This window comes from Pseudomonas sp. 10(2024) (genome assembly GCF_045164175.1).
Classification (GTDB): domain Bacteria; phylum Pseudomonadota; class Gammaproteobacteria; order Pseudomonadales; family Pseudomonadaceae; genus Aquipseudomonas; species Aquipseudomonas alloputida.
Genome location: NZ_CP174006.1, coordinates 1,794,359 through 1,812,480, shown reverse-complemented (window position 1 = coordinate 1,812,480; position 18,122 = coordinate 1,794,359). Strand labels below are relative to the sequence as shown.

Here is an 18,122-nt window from a genome sequence, read left to right as displayed (position 1 = left end):
GTAATTCGCGCGACCTTCCTGCTTATGCCTGTCGGATTTACGTCACAGCGCCCCGTGCAAGTATTGGGCTTTGACGATTTGGGCCGCCTCACCCCGCTGTGCCGCCTCTATCCGCTTCCTGTTCGTCAGGCCAGCAGTTTGCCTCGGGCTTCCTTCAGATTCGCGGTCACCCACGACACCCTTGCCTCCGGCTAACACTTCCCCTTGCCGGGTGTGTAGAGGACTTTCACATCCAAGTCACCCGCTTTGGCCACCACAACCAAGCGGGTTGCGCTACGCGCAACGCGCCATGCCTGGCGCACCCAATGAAAGGGGCGCCAAGCGCCCCTGCCCATCACAACCCCTCCAGTTCCGCCATCAGGTCACTGAGCCGGTCGATCTTGTCATCATCCAGCGCACTGCCCTGCAGCCCCTGAACATACTCGGCCAACGCCTCCACCGTGCTGCACTCGAACATCGCCCGCAGCGGCACGTTCAGCTGTAGCTGCTTCTGCACCCGCGAAGCGATCTGCGTGGCCAACAACGAATGCCCGCCCAGCTCGAAGAAGTTGTCGTGCACCCCCACCCGCTCGGCTTTGAGCACATCGGCCCAAATACCCGCCAACATGTCCTCCAATTCGTTGCGTGGCGCCTGATAGGCCTGACTGTACTGGCCGCCGATGTCGATGGCTGGCAGGGCCTTGCGGTCGAGCTTGCCGTTGGCGTTGTGCGGCAAGCTGTCGAACCAGCCCCAGTGCAACGGCACCATGTACTCCGGCAACTCGGCACGCAGACGTTGCTTGACCTGCTCCAGCAACGCGGCATCGGCACTGACGCCTTGGTGCGCCACCAGGTAGCCAACCAGATGCTTGCCGTTCACACCCTCCTGCACCGCCACGGCAGCATCGCGAATTTCCGCCTGCTCATGCAGCCGGGCCTCGATTTCGCCCAGTTCGATGCGATAGCCGCGAATCTTCACCTGATGGTCGATGCGCCCGACGTACTCCAGCACACCGTCCGGGCGTTGCCGCGCCAGGTCGCCAGTGCGGTACAGGCGTTCGCCCGGCGCCCCGTAAGGGTGAGGGATGAACGCCAGCGCCGTGCGCACCGGGTCACCGACGTAGCCACGGCCTACACCCGTACCCGCCACGCACAGCTCGCCCACCGCACCCAGCGGCACCAGCGCCTGGTCCTCGCCGAACAGGTACAGCCGGTTGTTGTCGGTTGGCGTGCCGATTGGCAGGTAGCTGCCTTGGGTCGAGGCGGCATCGACGCGGAAGAACGCCACGTCATCCGAGCACTCCGCCGGCCCATAGGCATTGACCAGGCCGATCTGCGGGTAGCGCTGCAGCCACTGCGCCGCCAGCTCCGGTGGCATGGCCTCGCCGGTCGGCAGCATCCAGCGCAGGCCGTCGAGGGCCTGGTGGTCGCTGGCCAGCATGCCCTGGATCAGCGACGGCACGCTCTCCAGCACGGTGATGCCGGTGGCCTGCACGTGCGCCAGCAGGCCCTGCGGGTCATGGGCGATGGCGTTAGGCACGATCTCTACCTTGGCGCCGAACAGCGGCGCAGCCAGGAACTGCCAGACTGAGATGTCGAAGCTTTGCGAGGCAGTCTGGGCGATCACGTCCTGCTCGCTCAGGGCCAGGTACGGCACCTTGCTCAGCTGGTTGTTGAGCATGCCGCGCTGCTCGACCATCACCCCTTTCGGCAGGCCGGTCGAGCCTGAGGTGTAGATCACGTAGGCGAGGTTGTCCGGGCCACTGTGGATACCCGGGTTGTGGCTTGCGATCGGGTTGGCCTGGACGTCTTCCCAGACCAGCAGTTGCGGCCGCAGCGCAGTCTCCAGCTCACCGAGCAACTGCCGCCCCTGCTCGGCGCAGGCCGCGCTGCACACCAGCACTGGCGTGCGGCTGAGCTGGATGATGCTTTGCAGGCGCGCCGCCGGCAGGCCCGGGTCCAGCGGCAGGTAGCCGGCGCCGGCCTTGAAGCTGCCGACGATCATGCCCAGCAGCGGCAACCCACGCTCGGCAAGTAGTGCCACTGGCTGGTCCACGCAGACCCCGGCAGCCACCAGCGCATGGCCCAGGCGGTTGGCCGCCAGGTTCAGCCCGGCGTAATCATAGGACGCCTCCAGGCAGCGGGCCACGGTACGCTGTGGATGCGCCACGACCTGCGCTTCGAACTGCGCGATATAGCTTTGTTCCAGCGGATAAACCCGCTCGGTCCGGTTGCAGTCCTCCAGCAGGAAGCCTTGCTCCTGGGCGCTCAGCAACGGTAGCTCGCTCACCTCCCCATCAAAACCTTGTACCAGCGCCAGCAGCAGGCGCTTGAATTCGGCCAGCAGGCGCTCGACGGTCGGGTAGTCGAAGTAGCGCTGGTCGAAAGACAGGTGCAGGCCCAGGTCATCACCCGGGTAGCACACCGCCGTCAGCGGGAAGTTGGTGTGGGTACGGCCCGAGTCGGAGCTGGCGTTCAGGTGCTGGGCGTGATCGAGCACGGCGGTTTCAACCGGCGCATTCTCGAACACGAACAGGCTGTCGAATAGCGGCTGGCCCTTGGGCAGCTCGCTGCACGCCTGAATCGCCACCAGCGGCAGGTATTCGTACTCGCGCAGTTCCATGTTGCTTTGCAGCAGGCCCTGCAGCCACTGGCGCACACTGCAGCGCTCACCCGCCGCGGGCAACTGCACGCGCAGGGCCACGCTGTTGATGAACAGGCCGACGGTGCGCTGCATCTGCGGCATACTCACCGGGCGACCGGCCACGGTCACGCCAAAGGCCACATCGCGGTCGCCGCTGTAACGCGCCAACAGCAAGGCCCAGGCCGCCTGGGCGAAGGTGTTGACGGTGAGCTGATGAGCCTGGGCCAGTTCGCGCAGACGCACACCATCACTCACCTCCAGGCGGGTGTAGCAGTCGCCGACGACCATGCCGCTACCGGCGTGGTCATGGCGCAGCGGGCGGTCGCTAGGGATGGCTGTGGCACGTTCGAAGCCGGCCAGGTTGGCCTGCCACCAGGCGCGTGCGTCGTCCAGGCCCTGGCGTTGCAGCCAACCGATGTAATCGCGGTAACGCGGCGGCACCGGCAGTTGGGCCTGACGGCCTTCGCCAAGGGCCTGGTAGACCTCGAAGAAATCGTTCATCAACAGCGAGCGGCACCAGGCATCGATAAGGATGTGGTGGTTGCTCATCATGAACCAGTAGCGTTCATCGGCCACGCGCACCAGGCGCAGGTGGAACGGTGCCTCGCTGAGCAAGGCAAAGCCGGCCTCGCGCTCCTGCTTGTGCAGGGCCTGCAGGCGCTGCTCCTGGGCATCCTCAGCCAGGCCGCGCCAGTCCTGGTAGTCCACCGCCAGGTTGCCCGGCTTGTGGATGATCTGCAGCATCGCCTCGCCGCTGTTCCAGCTGAACGATGCGCGCAACGCTTCGTGGCGCGCCACCACCGCCTGCCAGGCCTGGGCGAAACGCTCAGGGTCGAGGGCGCTGTTGATACGGTAGCGGTCCTGCATGTAGTAGAGGCCAGTGCCCGGCTCCAGCAGGGTGTGCAGCAGCATGCCTTCCTGCATCGGCGTCAGCGGGTAAACGTCCTCGATCTGCGCGGCCGGTACCGGCAATGCGTCGATCTGCTCCTGAGTCAGGTGCGCCAGCGGGAAGTCCGATGGGGTGAAGCTGCCATTGCCATCGGCCAGGCAATGCGCGACCAGCGCCAGCAGCTCCTGACGATAGGCCTCGGCCAGACCCGCGATGGTCTGCTGGTCGTAGCGCTCGGCGCTGAAGGTCCAGCGCAATTGCAGAGCACCGCCATACACCTGGCCATCGACGCTCAACCAGTTGGGCAACGGCGCATCGAGGTCATGCGCCAACCCGGCCGGGGCCTCCAGGGGCTGGAACAGGGCTGTACTGTCGAACTGCTGGTCGAACTGGCCCAGGTAGTTGAAGGTGATGCGCGCCTGCGGCAAGGCCGCCATCTGTTCGCGCCCGGCGGCATCCGCCAGGTAACGCAGTACGCCGTAGCCCAGGCCCTTGTGCGGCACATGGCGCAGTTGTTCCTTGATGCGCTTGATCGAACCGGCCCGCGCCGCGTCGTCTTCACCTGGCAGCGGACGCAGGCTCAGTGGGTAGGCATTGGTGAACCAGCCGACGCTGCGGGTCAGGTCCATGTCTTCGAACAGGCCGTCACGGCCATGGCCTTCGAGCTGCACCAGCACTTCTTCATCGCCGCTCCAGCGGCACAAGGCCCGCGCCAGTGCAGTCAACAGCAGGTCGTTGACCTGGGTGTGGTAAGCCGCCGGGGCCAGTTGCAACAGCTGCCGGGTTTGCTCCACGTCCAGGCCGATGGCCAGGGTTTGAGCGTGGCGATGCAAATTGCCACCCTGCGGATGGTCGCACGGCAATTCGCGACGCACACCGCCCAGCTGGCCTTGCCACCAGGCCAGTTCGTCACGCAGCGAATCGCTGCCGGCGTAGCTGGCCAGGCGCGCGGCCCAGTCGCCGACGGCGTGGGTCTTGGCCGGCAGAGACTGGCCACGGTACAGCGCCTGCAGGTCTTCCAGCAGCACACGCCAGGACACGCCATCAACCACCAGGTGATGAATCGCCAGCAGCAACCGCTGGGTGCCCTGCCCGTCACGCACCAGCAAGGCGCGCAGTAGCGGCCCCTGTTGCAGGTCCAGGCTGCGCTGCACGTCGGTGTAGAGTGCCTGACAATCATTGAAATCGGCGACAGTGGCGCTCCACAGCAGTTGCTCGGCGCCAGGCTGCACGTACTGGGCCTGCCAGCGGCCCTGGGCGTCGCTGAAGCGCAGGCGCAGGCTGTCATGGTGCTGCACCAGCGCAGCCAATGCCTGTGCAAGGGTGGCCTCAACCAAGGGTTGGCGCACCTCCAGCAGCACGGCCTGGTTCCAGTGTTGCGGCTGTGGCACGTCACTGTCGAAGAACCAGTGCTGGATCGGCGTCAACCCGGCCTGGCCCTGGCGCAGTCCCTGCTCCACCGTGCTCACGGCTTCGCTGAGCTGAACCACAGCTGCCAGGGTCTGGATGGTCTGTTGCTGGAACAGGTCGCGCGGGGTGAATTGCAAGCCGGCCTGCCGGGCGCGGCTGACCACCTGAATCGACAGGATCGAGTCGCCCCCCAGCTCGAAGAAGTTGTCCTGCACGCCGACCCGGGCAACGTTGAGCACCTCGCGCCAGATCTGCGCCAGCTGTGCTTCCACCTCACTGCCAGGGGCCTGATATTGCTGGCGCGCCTGCTCAAGGTCCGGCAATGGCAGCGCACGGCGGTCGAGCTTGCCGTTGCCCATCAGCGGCAGGCTGTCGAGCAGCACCAGGTGCGCAGGCACCATGTAATCGGGCAGGTGCTGGCGGGCATCGGCTTTGACCGCTTCGCGCAGCAGTTGTTGCGCGTCGCTACCGGCGGTGGCCTGCCTGCACACCAGATAGCCCACCAACTGCTTGCCGCCCGGCAAGTCCAGCGCCAGCACGACGGCCTCGTCGACATCGTCGTGCGCCTGCAGGCGGCTCTCGATTTCGCCCAGTTCGATGCGGAAGCCGCGGATCTTCACCTGCTGGTCGGCACGGCCGACATACTCCACCAGGCCATCGGTACCCAGGCGTACCAGGTCGCCGGTACGGTACAGGCGCCCGCCTTCGGCACTGAACGGGTCGGCGACAAAGCGCTCGGCAGTGAGGCCTGGCCGGTCGTGGTAACCCTGGGCCAGGCCGGCGCCGCCGACATACAGTTCGCCAATGCCGCCTTGCGGCAACAAGGCCAGATCCTCGTCGAGGATGTAGGCCGTACGGCTACCGATGACGCGGCCGATCGGTACGCTGCCAAGGTCTGCTGGCAACGCGTCTGGCGCCAGGCACGCCAGCGGCATGACCACGGTTTCGGTCGGGCCGTAGGCATTGAAGCACTGCTGCGGCGCAAAGGCCTGGCGAATACGCTGCAGGTGCTCGCCGGTCAGCGCCTCGCCACCGGTAATCACCAGGCGTACCGGCAATTGTTCGCCCCGCCCGCCCAGGTACTGCGCCAGCTGGCTGCCGTAGCTGGGGGTGAAGCCCAGAATGCTCACCTGCTGCTCGCGCACCAATTGGCAGATGTCCTCGGCGCCCCACTGCCCCTGGGCGCGCAATACCACACGCGCACCACACAACAGCGGCACCCACAGGCGCTCGCTGGCAGCGTCGAAGTTGATCGAATAGAAATGCAGCTCGCAATCATCGCTGCGCATGCCAAATGCGGCGATCACCGCCTGGCAGTGCATGGCGAACTCCCCATGGCTGACCACCACGCCCTTGGGTTTGCCAGTGGAGCCTGAGGTGTAGATCAGGTAAGCCTGGTGCTGCGGCAGGCTGAGGTTGTCCAGCGGCGCATCGCTGTAGGCCGCCAGGCTGGCGGCATCGTCTTCCAGGCTCCAGCTGGCCACGCCTTCAGGCAACTCGCCCAGGGTGTGCAGCAGCGCACGCTGGCTGAGCAGCAAGCCGATGCGGCTGTCTTCGATCATGTAGCGCAGGCGGTCGAGCGGGTACTCGGGGTCGAGCGGTACATAGGCGCCGCCGGCCTTGAGGATGGCCAGCAGGCCGACGACCATTTCCAGCGAACGCTCCAGCGCCAGGCCCACCCGCACCTGCGGGCCGACACCCCGTTCGCGCAGGGCACGCGCCAGGCGGTTGGCCTGCTGGTCGAGCTCGGCGTAGGTCAAGTGCTGGCCGGCGAAGGTCAACGCGCCCGCCTGTGGCGTGCGCGCGGCCTGGGCGGCGAACAGACCGTGGAGGGTCTGGCCAAGGTCGAAATCGTGTTCGCCTTGCAATTGGCCTGTAAGCACTTGTTGCTCGGCACTGCTCAGCATTGGCAGTTCGCACAGGCGGTGTTGCGGGTTGTCGAGCAAACCGACCAGCAGTTGTTGCCAATGCTCGGCCATGCGCGCGATACGCGGCGCGTCGAACAGGTCGCGGCTGTAGGTCAGGCAGCAGCCCAGCCGGCCGTCCAGGTCGGTCACCTCCAGGTACAGGTCGAACTTGGTGGCGCTGGCATCGTTGACCAGGTAATCCACCTGCATGCCGGCCAGCGTGCGGCTTTGCTGGAAGGCCCAGCGCTGCACGTTGCACATCACCTGGAACAGCGGGTTGTAGGCACTGCTGCGTGGGGGCTGCAGGGCCTCTACCAGTTGGTCGAATGGCAGGTCCTGATGCGATTGGCCTTCGATGGCAGCCTGGCGAATCTGCTCCAGCAGCGCGCTGGCGGTCATCTGGCCGTCCAGCTCGCAGCGCAGCACCTGGGTGTTGAGGAAGGCACCGATCAGGCCTTCGCTTTCCGGGCGGATGCGGTTGGCCACCGGCGCGCCGATACGCAGGTCGCGCTGGCCGCTGTAGCGGTGCAGCAAGGCGGCCAGGGTGGTGGTCATGGTCATGAACAGGGTCAGGCCGCGCTGGCTATTGAAAGCATGCACGCGGGCCACCAGTGCCGGATCGAGTTCGAAGCGGTACAGCTCGCCACGGTGGCTCTGGACTGCCGGACGCGGGCGGTCGGCAGGCAACGCCAGCACCGGGTGCTCGTCGCCCAGGCGGTGCTTCCAGTAGGCCAGTTGTCGAGCGCCCTCGCCGCTTTCCAGCCATTGCCGTTGCCACACGCTGTAGTCCAGGTACTGCACCGGCAGCGGCGCCAGTGGCGACTCGCGGTCATCGACAAAGGCTTCGTACAGCTCGCCCAGCTCGCGGGCGAAGATGTCCATGGCCCAGCCTTCGGTGACGATGTGGTGCAGCGTCAGCACAAAGAAGTGCTCGCGCTCGTTGGCCTTGACCAGGCAGGCGCGCAGCAGCGGACCCCGCTCCAGGTCGAAGGGCTGGTGCGCCTGGTCGTCGGCCAGTTGTTGCAAACGTTGCTGGCGGGCATCGTCTGACAAAGCGCTGAAGTCTTGCCAGTCCAGATGCAGGCCGCTGTCTTCGGCCACGCACTGGTACGGCACGCCGTCGATGCTGGGGAACGTGGTGCGCAAGGTTTCGTGGCGCACGATCAGCGCCTGCAGCGCACGCTCGAAGGCGTCCACGTGCAGGGTGCCGCGCAGGCGTGCCATGCCGCCGACGTTGTACGCCGGGCTGTCCGGCTCCATCTGCCAGAGGAACCACATTCGCTGCTGCGAATACGACAGCGGCACCGCCTGTCGGCGGTCGACACGGGTGATTGCACCTTGCAGGTTGCGCTCGCCGGCCGCGCGCAGGCGGGTGATCTCGGCACAGAAGGCGCCCAGCTCGCTGGCTTCGAACAGGGCCTTGAGCGGCAGCTCGACATCGCAGGCCTGGCGGGTGCGCGAAACGATCTGGGTAGCCAGCAACGAGTGGCCACCAAGGGCGAAGAAGTCGTCCTGCAGGCCAATGCGCGGCAGATTCAACACGTCGCGCCAGATGGCCGCGACCTGTTGTTGCAGCTCGGTTCGTGGCTCGACATGCTCACGCTGCTGCCACACTGGGGCAGGCAGTGCCTTGCGGTCGACCTTGCCGCTGGGGCCCAGTGGCATCTGTGCCAAAGGGATGAGTTGCGCCGGCACCATGTAGGCTGGCAATTGCTCAGCCAGTACGGCCAGCACCTCGGCAGGCTGGGCGCTGCCACTGTAATAGCCGACCAGTTGCGCGCCAACGGCGTCCTTGTGGATCAGCACCAGCGCCTGTTCCACACCTGCCTGTGCCAGCAGGCAGGCCTGCACTTCCTCGGGCTCGACGCGGAAACCGCGCACCTTGACCTGCTGGTCGAGGCGGCCAAGGTATTCCAGGGCCTCCAGCTGAACCTGCCAGCGGGCGCGATCGCCACTGCGGTACAGACGCTGACCATTGCCGTCGGCCTGGGGTACGAAGCGCTCGGCAGTGAGGCCGGGGCGGCCCAGGTAACCACGGGCCAGGCCCGCGCCACCGAGGTACAGTTCGCCCGGCACACCGGGGGCGCTCAGTTCCAGCTCATCGTCCAGCACGCGGCACAGCACATTGCCCAGCGGGCGGCCGATGGGCGAGCGCTCGCCGTCCACCACCTGACAGTGCCAGTGGGTGACGTTGATGGCGGTTTCGGTCGGGCCGTACCGGTTGTGCAGCTGCACCTGCGGCAGCACCTGCAGCACGCGGTCACGCAGCGTGGCGGACAACGCTTCGCCACCCGAGAACACCCGGCGCAAGCTACTGCAGGCCCCCGCCTGCGGCTCCTGGACGAACACCTGCAACAGCGGCGGTACAAAGTGCAGCGTAGTCACCCCATAAGCCTGCACCAGGGCAGCGATACGCTGCGGGTCGCGGTGTTCACCAGGGCCGGCGAGCACCAGCTTGCAGCCGGTGACCAGCGGCCAGAAGCATTCCCACACCGAGACGTCGAAACTGATCGGCGCTTTCTGCATCAGCACGTCGCTGTCATTCAGCGCATAGGTCGTCTGCATCCACTGCAGGCGCTCGGCCAACGCCGCATGGGTATTGCCTACGCCCTTGGGCTGCCCGGTGGAGCCGGAGGTATAGATAACGTAGGCCAGGTTGTCGTCGTGCAGGTGCAGGCCGGGGGCATGGCTGGGCCAGCTGTCCAGGTGCAACTGGTCGAGGGCAATGGCGCTGACACCGTCGACCTGCGGCAGCTTGCCCAGCAGGCTGCTGTGGCTCAGTAGCAACCGGGCGTCGCAGTCGGCCAGCATGTAGGCCAGGCGTTCGGCAGGGTAATCGACATCCAGCGGCACGTAGGCACCGCCGGCCTTGAGAATGGCTAGCAGGCCGACCAGCAATTGCGGTGAGCGCTCGATGGCAATGGCCACACAGGTATCGGGGCCGACGCCTTTGTCACGCAGGTAGTGGGCCAGGCGGTTGGCTTGCTGGTGCAGCCCGGCGTAATCCAGGCTGCCGCCGTCCCAAACCAGGGCGGTGCGCTGCGGCGTCAGGCGTGCCTGCTCATTGAGTTGTTCGACCAACAGGTGCTGCGCTGCGGCGGCCGGTGCCTGGCCCCAACCCAGCAGCTGCGCACGGCCGGGCTCATCCAGCAGTTGCACGTCGCCCAGCGCCTGCTGCGGCGCGGCACACACCTGTTCCAGCAGCGCCAGCAGATGATGGGCCAGACGTTCGACGGTGCTGGCTTCGAACAGCTCCGTGGCGTAGTCGAAGGCCAGGCTCAGGCGGCCCAGATGGTCCTCCTCACTGTGCAACTGCAAGTCGAACTTGGCTTCGCGGCTGTGCCACGCCAGCTCTTCGGCCAACAGCCCCGGCAGACGCCGCAGGGCTGACAGGTCGCGTTGCTGGTGGTTGAACATGACCTGGAACAGGCCCTGCTCGCGCGCATCGGGCAGGGCTTCGACAAGCTGTTCGAAGGGCAGGTCCTGATTAGCCTGGGCTTGCAACGTGGCCTGTCGTACCTGGGTCAGCAACTGGGTAAACGAGTGACGGCCATCGAATTGCGCGCGCAGCACCTGCGTATTGATGAAGAAACCGACCATGCCTTGGGTTTCCAGGCGCGGGCGGTTGGCGTTGGGCACGCCGACGCGGATATCGGCCTGGCCGCTGTAGCGCTGCAGCAGCGCCTGCCAACCTGCCAGCAGGACCATGAACAGGCTGGCCTGCTGCTGGTGGGCAAGGCTCTTGAGCGCTTCGCCAAGCCTGGCCGGCACCTTGAGGTTGAAGCGCGCAGCGCTGTGCTCGCGCTGGCTGGCGCGCGGGTGGTCAGTGCACAGGTCGAGCGCCGGCAGCTCACCACCAAGGTGTGCCTTCCAGTACTGCAACTGGCGTTCGGCTTCACCGTCAGCCAGCCATTGCCGCTGCCAGCTGCCGTAGTCGGCGTAACCCAGGGGCAACGGCGCCAGGTTGGCCTCCAGGCCTTGGCAGCGAGCGGCATACAGCTTGGCGAATTCTTCGAGCAGGATGTTCAGCGACCAGCCGTCAGCAACGATGTGGTGCAGGGTCACCCACAGCTGATGCTCTTCGTCGCCCAGGCGCACCAGGGTTACCCGCAGCAGCGGGCCCTGGGTGAGGTCGAACGGCTGGCGGGCCTCGGTTTCCCGCAGCGCGGCGACCTGCTCGGGCGAGTGCCCTTCAAGGTCCAGGCGGTGCAGGCTGAACGGCTGTTGAGGCAGGATACGCTGCAGCGCCTGGCCATTCTCTTCGCTGAACACAGTACGCAGCGATTCATGGCGCGCCACCAGTGCCTGGAAGCTCACTTGCAGAGCATTGACATCCAGCTCGCCACGCAGGTGCAAGCCGGCGGGAATGTTGTAGGCCGCTGATTGCGGTTCCAGCTGCCACAGCAGCCACAAGCGGTTTTGCGCCAGCGACTGGGGCAACGCCTGGGCGCGCTCCAGCGTGGTGATGGCTGCGGTGCCAGCGGCGCCATCGGCGATGATCTGTGCCACGGCCTTGCTGTAGTCGGCCAGTACCGGCGCCTCGAACAGGGTACGCAGGCTCAGGTCGATACCCAACTCATCGGCCAGGCGCGCTGTGGCCTGGGTGGCGGCGATGGAGTTACCGCCCAGCAGCAGGAAGTGGTCGTCCGCGGCCACCGCCTCTACCTTGAGGATGTCGCGCCACACAGCGGCGATGCGTGCTTGCAGCTCGTCGCCAGCGGATGCACGGGTACCGGCTTCGCTCACCTCAGGGAAACGGGCATAGCAGTCCAGGCTGCCATCGTCCATGCGCAGGCGGCAGGCAGAGCGCTGCAACTTGCCGCTGGAGGTCTTCGGCAGCGCGCCGGGGTTCAGCAGCAGGACCACGGCCGGGGCCTGTCGGCAGGCGTCGGCGACGACCTGGCGCAGGGTCTTGATCAGGTCCTGGGGCTTGAGTGCCTTTTGCACGTTGCGGCTGATCTCCACCGCGACACCGATGCCCTCCTCGCCCTGGTGCTCGACGGCGAACACTGCCACACGGCCTTTGCGCAGCACCTGGACTTCACGCTCGAGGGCTTTTTCCAAGTCCTGCGGGTACAGGTTCTGTCCGCGCACGATCAGCATGTCTTTCAGGCGCCCGGTAACGAACACCTCGCCGTCACGCATGAAGCCCAGGTCGCCGGTACGCAGCCAGGTCTGGCCGTCCATTTCGACGAAGGTTCGAGCGCTGGCTTCTGGGTTGCGCCAGTAGCCCCGGGCGATGCTCGGGCCGCCTGCCCAGATTTCCCCCACCTGGTTGTCGCCCAGCACTTGCAACTGTTGCGGCTCGACGATGCGTACCGCGTGCCCCGGCTGCGGGAAGCCGCAACTCATCAGCACGCTGCCAGTGCCGGGTTCGGCGCGGTTGGCGGCGAAGGCTTTGGCATCCAGCTCAAGCGCGGCGATACCCTGGCCACGACGGCTGCCGCTGACGAACAGGGTGGCTTCGGCCAGGCCATAACTGGCGAAGAAGCTCTGCGGGTCGAAGCCACAGGCCTGGAACTTGTCGGCGAAGGTGGCCAGGCTGTCCTGGCGGATCGGCTCGGAGCCGGAATAGGCCACGCGCCAGCGGCTCAGGTCGAGCCCGGCCAGCGAAGCCTCACTGACCCGCTCGCTGCACAGGCGATAAGCGAAGTCGGGCCCGCCGCTGATGGTGCCACCGTATTCGCTGATGGCCTGCAACCAGCGCAACGGCCGGGCCAGGAAGTACCCCGGCGACATCAGCACGCAAGGCACGCCACTGAAGATCGGCTGCAGCAGGCCGCCGATCAGGCCCATGTCATGGTACAGCGGTAGCCAGCTGACGATCACATCGTCGGGGTTGAGGTCGATGCCAAAGCCTTGGCGGATCAGTTGCTCGTTGGCCACCAGGTTGCCATGGCTGACCTGCACGCCCTTGGGCAGCGCGGTGGAACCGGAGGTGTACTGCAGGAAGGCGATGTCATCGCCCTTGAGCACGGGTTCACGCCAGTTCGCAGCCAGGGCCGGGTCCAAGCCATCCACTGCCAGCAGTTGGGGGGCATTGTCCGCCGCCAGGGCTTCCAGGCCCTGCAGGCTGTCGTGCAGCGCCGCCACGGTCAGCAGCAGGCACGGCTCGGCGTCATCGATGATCGACAGCAAACGCTCCTGGTGGTGCTGGCGCGCCGACTCCGGCGGGTAGGCCGGCACCGCGATGACCCCGGCATACAGGCAGCCGAAGAACGCCGCCACGTAATCTGGCCCGCTGGGGAACAACAGCACGGCACGGTCACCGAAGCTGGCGCGCGCCTGCAAGGCGGCGGCGATGGTGCGTGCACGCTGGTCGAGGTCCCGGTAGCTGAGCACGGCCTGCTCACCGGGCGTGTCGGCGAGAAAGCGCAGGGCAATCCTGTCCGGGGTCTGCGCGGCGCGTTGCGCCAGGGCCTGGACCAGCGAGAGCGGGAGTTCGAAGGCGTCCGTCATTGGGTGTTCCTGCCAGTGTCTGGTTAGGTCTGACAGCTGCTCCGCTAACGTGGGCGGGCAACGTATGCGACCGGGGATGTACACAGGGGAACGGATGGGCAGGGGGAGAAATTAGCGGGCAGGTCAGGCATTAAGGGTTGATAAGGCATACCCCCAAAGCCAACCGCGCTTTAGAACTGAAACCCACAGATACTAATTACATTTCGCATTTGACAATTATTATCATCTTGCATAGTTTGTCGCACGTCGTAGGAAGCTTCCCAACCTTGGGCGCCTCCTCTCCCCTCTGTGACAAGGTGATTTCCATGGCGGAACAACTATCCACAAGTAAGTGCGATTCACCATTACTGCAGGCCTTCGTCGACAACCGCAGCATTCTGGTCAAGATCGCCGCCCGCATCACAGGCTGCCGCTCGCGGGCTGAGGACGTGGTACAGGATGCCTTTTTCCGGCTCAGCACCGCCCCGCAGATCACCTCATCGTTCAAGGCCCAGCTGAGCTACCTGTTCCAGATCGTGCGCAACCTGGCGATCGACCACTATCGCAAGCAGGCGATGGAGCTGAAGTACTCCGGTAGTGAAGAGGAAGGCATGAACGTGGTGGTGCAGAACGCCTCGCCCGAAGCCACCCATATCAACCGCGCCGCGCTGAACGACATCGCGGAGGCCTTGAACGAACTGCCGCCACGCACCCGCTATGCTTTCGAGATGTACCGCCTTAATGGCGTGCCGCAGAAGGACATTGCCAAGGAACTGGGCGTATCGCCGACCTTGGTCAACTTCATGATCCGCGATGCACTGGTGCATTGCCGCAAGACGGCCAGTCGGCAGGCCTGAAGATAGCTTCAAGCAAACGCGAGAGCGAACCTGGATCGCTCTCGCTTTTGCTTGCAGCGCTAGTGTGGTGTTTTGCAAATACGGCCAATAACTCGCGAGCGATTTTTGCGTTCAGGCAAGGCGTCGCGACGAGTCGTAGCCCAGCTACGGCGAGGAGCGACAACGCCGCATGAGCGCAAAAAGCGCCGCGAGTTATGGTCGTTATTTGTGAAACACCACACTAGCCCCTACGTCAGCTTGCAACGATCGAAAAACCGCTCCCGCCCCAGAATCATCAACGCCGCCCGCTTGTGTGGAAAGTCGAACTCCTTGTCGCAATGGAAACATTGGTCGTGCATGTAGCCAATCATCTTGCCATTGTCGGCGCGCGGCTCGGCCACCACCCGCTGGGTGCGCGGGTCATCCAGGAAAAGGTAGTGCACCAACGCCGATAGCCAGCTGGCCACCTTGTGCGGCCCTCGGTGGCTCTCCTCTCCCACCAGCATATGGATACCGCGGTCGTAGTCATCGGCCGGGTAGAAGGGGGCAATGCGGTCCTCCTTGGCCCAGTACGCCTCGAAGTAGGCAAACGGCTCGTCATCGAAACAACCGATCAACGTCAACGTATGCGGGTCGGCTTCGAGCTTGGCCAAGTATTCGCGGTGCTGCGCCAGCGTGCCACCCTCCTGCCAGAACGCCTCCACGCGAGGGTTGTTCTGCCAGCGGTTGAAACGCTCCAGGTCATGCTCGATCTCCAGGGTACGCAGCGATACCCAACTGCCCAAGCGCGCATCGAAGCGCCGGTACACTTCGCCCCGCGGCTTGGGCGCCCGGCGCGGGTGGCGCTTGCCGTTGCTGATCTGCATCTGCTGCGGATATACCCCGGCAACCGACTCGCCCAGCCACGGCTGCGGCAGTTGCCAGAACAGTGCGCGCTCGCACAGGTACTGGCCAGGCTGTTCACCGGCCAGCAGCAGGCCACTGGCCAACGCCTGCGGCAACACTTCGGGCAGGTGCCAGGTCAGGCGCTGGCAGGCCGTATCGCGCGACAGTAACCAATAACAGGCGGCCCACAAGGCTTGGTAGGGGCGCTCGGGGCAAAAGCGCTCAAGGTGAACGTGCAGAGAAGCGCCAGCCTCCAGTCGCAACTGGATCAGGGGGCGGCCTTCAAGGGCCAGGCTTAGCCAGCTGTCGCCCTCCTCGGCACTGAGGCTGCGCCAGCGTGGCGGTGACTGTGGCTGCGAAGCGGCATCGAACGGCATGGGCTTGACTCACGAAAATGAAGAAAAGGCACACTGCAGGGAACGTTGCCGCAACACGGGAATTTAGTCTTGCGGTGCAGCCACCTTGATACGGTACGGCTCGAAGATGCGCGCCAGTTCACCGCTGTCACGCAGGCCACGCAGCAGGGCAGCGAACGACTGCTCGCCGATAGGCGCCCCCGGGCGCAGCAAGGCGTAGTGGTGATAGACCTGGTCAATGCGTTGCGAAGGCACCAGCTGCGCCCTGCTCGCCGGGTTGCGTGCCAGGAAATCACTGAGGTAGGAACGCGTGACCAGGGCAATATCGGCGCGGCCGGCCTGCACCATCAGCAGGTTGCTGTCGTGGGAATAGGTCAGGGTCGCGTTGTATGTCTTGCGTAGGTAGTCCGGGTCAGCGTTGAAGCTGGCAAACGCGTAGTGGTAGCCGTTGAACAAGGCCAGGCGTTTGCCGCGCAGGTCATCGAAATAATGCGGATCATTGCCGTTTGCCTTGCGGGCGACGAACACTTCGGCATCTTCCAGGCCCATGTCCACGGCCTGATGGGCAATCTGCTCCCAGCCCCATTGTGGGTTCTCGAAAATCGCCATGTCGGTGCGGCCCTGCTGGAAGTCACCGAAGCGCCGCTGGATAGACGTAGGCACCAGAACGAAGTGATAGTGCTGCTGCGCCCGGTTGAGTGCATCGACCAACTGCGGCAGCAAACCGGTATCGGCACCTTGCTCGGGGCGCACTGTGTAAGGCGGGAAATGGGCTGCGCCAATCTTCACTTCAACCGCCTCGCCAGCCCATACCGGTGCCGCCAACCAGAACACGGCCAGCAGCATCAGGGTGGACAAGGCCTTGAGGCCGGGCGCTGGAGTCAAGACGGACACTCATCACGGTTTATGCCTGTATGCGCTTAAGCTAGGCGTTTTCCAGGGGCGACACAACTACTGACGCCTGCTCTTTGTGCCAAAGCAGGCGGCAAAATGCCATAGGATGCCGTATGCCCGGACATTGGCTACGCTCTAGCAGGATCTGCAGGGGAGCCTGGTATGGGCCATTGGTTGGTGATCGACCTGGAAGCCACCACCGACGATGGTGGGTGGCCGGTTACAGAGATGGAAGTCATTGAAATCGGCGCAAGCCTGGTTACCCGCGAAGGCCGCGAGGTCGACCATTTCCAGCGTTTTGTAAAGCCACGGCGGCGGCCGCAGCTGACCCCGTTCTGCCGTGAGCTGACCCACATCAGCCAGGCCGACGTGGACAGCGCCGCGCCGTTTCGCGAGGTGTGGGCAAGCTTCGAGCGCTGGCTGGGGCACCACCGCGGGCAGCTTCAGGCCTGGGTCAGCTGGGGCGACTACGACCGCCAGCAACTGCACCAGGAGTGGCAGCAGCACAGCCTCGACAGCCTGCTGCGCACATTGCCGCACATCAACCTCAAGCAACGCTTTGCCAAGGCCCGCCACCTGCAGCGCCCCACCGGCCTGAACGGCGCCCTGCAACTGGCCGGCATGCACTTTTGCGGGCAGCAGCACAGGGCCCTGGAAGATGCGCGCAACACGGCGCGGCTATTACCGTTGACCCTGCCCGCCAACAGCCCCTGAAAGCAGATGACGACGCCTGTGGGCTTGGGCATACTGGCCAGCCCTTTTTCAGCACCTCTTTTCAGGAGTCGCCCATGTTCCAGGTCAACGAGTACTTCAACGGCACCGTCAAGTCGATCGCATTCTCGGGCGAAGAAGGCCCGGCCACTGTCGGCGTCATGGCTCCGGGCGAATACGAATTCGGCACTGCCAAGCGCGAGATCATGCATGTGGTATCGGGCGCGCTGACCGTGAAACTGCCAGGTAGCGACAACTGGGAAACCTTCAACGCCGGTGACAAGTTCAACGTGCCGGCTGACAGCAAGTTCCAGCTGCAGGTGAAGGTGGATACCGCTTACCTGTGCGAATACCGCGACTAAGCGCCGACCTGTTCCGGCCTCTTCGCGGGTAAACCCGCTCCTACAGGGTGCTGAGCCGACCTTCGATGTTGTGCGGTCCTTGTAGGTGCGGGTTTACCCGCGAAGAATCCAGCACTAATCCTTCAGAAAATCAGCAACGCGTTCAGCCGCCGCCTGCAAATGCTGCTCATGGCTGAACCCCGAAGCCTTCAACGGCTTCAGGTCATGGTCCCCCGCCACTAGCCAGCTCACCTCGATCGCCGGCGACAACGCATACCCCGCCACCGCCTCGCGGTTACCCAGCGCATCCCGCTCGCCCTGCACGATCAACGTCGGTGTCTTCAACTCGGCCAGGTGCTCTACCCGTGGCTTCTCGGGTTTACCCACCGCGTAGAACGGATAGCCCAGGCACACCAGCGCATCCGCGCCCAGTTCGTCGGCCAGCAGGCTCGCCATGCGCCCGCCCATGGACTTGCCACCCACGGCCAGCTTGCCCGCGACCAAAGGTCGCACTTGCCGGTACACCTCGCGCCAGCATTCAAGCAACACCTTCTGCGGGTTCGGCGGCCGCTTGCCACCGGTAACCCTGCGCTCGGCCATGTACGGGAACTCGAAGCGCACTACCGCTACCCCAAGAGCCGCAAGCCTTTGCGCCATTTCGTCCATGAACCCGCTGTCCATCGGCGCGCCCGCGCCATGGGCCAGAATCAGGCACCCCTTGTAGTCATCCTGACCTGCAACCCGCGGAGGATCGCAGCGCAAGCCTGGGACATTTGCGACCTTCGCCCATTGATCCCCGTCAATACCGGCACTTTGCCCATTAATCATGCTT

At 65.0% G+C, this 18,122-nt stretch carries 7 protein-coding genes; 3 read left to right on the top strand and 4 right to left on the bottom strand.

Annotation, left to right across the window (positions count from 1 at the left end; genetic code table 11):
* Window positions 1-334: 334 nt before the first annotated feature.
* Window positions 335-13,288, bottom strand: coding sequence for a non-ribosomal peptide synthetase (locus ACI7M0_RS08365; protein WP_129933703.1), 12,954 nt, complete (start codon window positions 13,286-13,288; stop codon window positions 335-337).
* A gap of 305 nt (window positions 13,289-13,593) precedes the next feature.
* Between ACI7M0_RS08365 and ACI7M0_RS08360 the strand changes: the two genes are divergently transcribed.
* Window positions 13,594-14,124, top strand: a complete 531-nt coding sequence (locus ACI7M0_RS08360; protein ID WP_010954997.1) for an RNA polymerase factor sigma-70 — start codon at window positions 13,594-13,596, stop codon at window positions 14,122-14,124.
* Window positions 14,125-14,351: 227 nt separating this feature from the next.
* On the opposite strand, the gene ACI7M0_RS08355 is transcribed toward ACI7M0_RS08360, so the two are convergent.
* Entirely contained in the window at window positions 14,352-15,365 is a 1,014-nt protein-coding gene (locus ACI7M0_RS08355) for a GNAT family N-acetyltransferase (RefSeq protein ID WP_014590234.1), read from the bottom strand.
* Window positions 15,366-15,428: 63 nt separating this feature from the next.
* Window positions 15,429-16,229, bottom strand: a complete 801-nt coding sequence (locus ACI7M0_RS08350; RefSeq protein WP_010954999.1) for an ABC transporter substrate-binding protein — start codon at window positions 16,227-16,229, stop codon at window positions 15,429-15,431.
* Window positions 16,230-16,400: 171 nt separating this feature from the next.
* On the opposite strand from ACI7M0_RS08350, the gene ACI7M0_RS08345 reads away from it, so the two are divergent.
* Window positions 16,401-16,952: an exonuclease domain-containing protein gene (locus ACI7M0_RS08345; protein WP_019437882.1), complete on the top strand. Its 552-nt coding sequence runs from the start codon at window positions 16,401-16,403 to the stop codon at window positions 16,950-16,952.
* 74 nt (window positions 16,953-17,026) lie between these two features.
* Window positions 17,027-17,311 carry a pyrimidine/purine nucleoside phosphorylase gene (locus ACI7M0_RS08340; RefSeq protein ID WP_003254278.1) on the top strand — a complete coding sequence of 95 codons (285 nt, stop codon included), beginning with the start codon at window positions 17,027-17,029 and terminating at the stop codon, window positions 17,309-17,311.
* A 114-nt stretch (window positions 17,312-17,425) separates the two neighbouring features.
* Here ACI7M0_RS08340 and ACI7M0_RS08335 read toward each other — a convergent pair whose 3' ends face one another.
* Complete coding sequence (locus ACI7M0_RS08335; RefSeq protein WP_010955001.1) at window positions 17,426-18,118, bottom strand: alpha/beta family hydrolase; 693 nt, start codon at window positions 18,116-18,118, stop codon at window positions 17,426-17,428.
* Window positions 18,119-18,122: the final 4 nt, after the last annotated feature.

What these genes read in the sequence shown, in the direction of transcription:
- ACI7M0_RS08345 (WP_019437882.1), top strand. Translation starts at nt 16,401, where the DNA reads ATGGGCCATTGGTTGGTGATCGACCTGGAAGCCACCACCGACGATGGT.
- ACI7M0_RS08355 (WP_014590234.1), bottom strand. Translation starts at nt 15,365, where the DNA reads ATGCCGTTCGATGCCGCTTCGCAGCCACAGTCACCGCCACGCTGGCGC.
- ACI7M0_RS08365 (WP_129933703.1), bottom strand. Translation starts at nt 13,288, where the DNA reads ATGACGGACGCCTTCGAACTCCCGCTCTCGCTGGTCCAGGCCCTGGCG.
- ACI7M0_RS08360 (WP_010954997.1), top strand. Translation starts at nt 13,594, where the DNA reads ATGGCGGAACAACTATCCACAAGTAAGTGCGATTCACCATTACTGCAG.
- ACI7M0_RS08335 (WP_010955001.1), bottom strand. Translation starts at nt 18,118, where the DNA reads ATGATTAATGGGCAAAGTGCCGGTATTGACGGGGATCAATGGGCGAAG.
- ACI7M0_RS08340 (WP_003254278.1), top strand. Translation starts at nt 17,027, where the DNA reads ATGTTCCAGGTCAACGAGTACTTCAACGGCACCGTCAAGTCGATCGCA.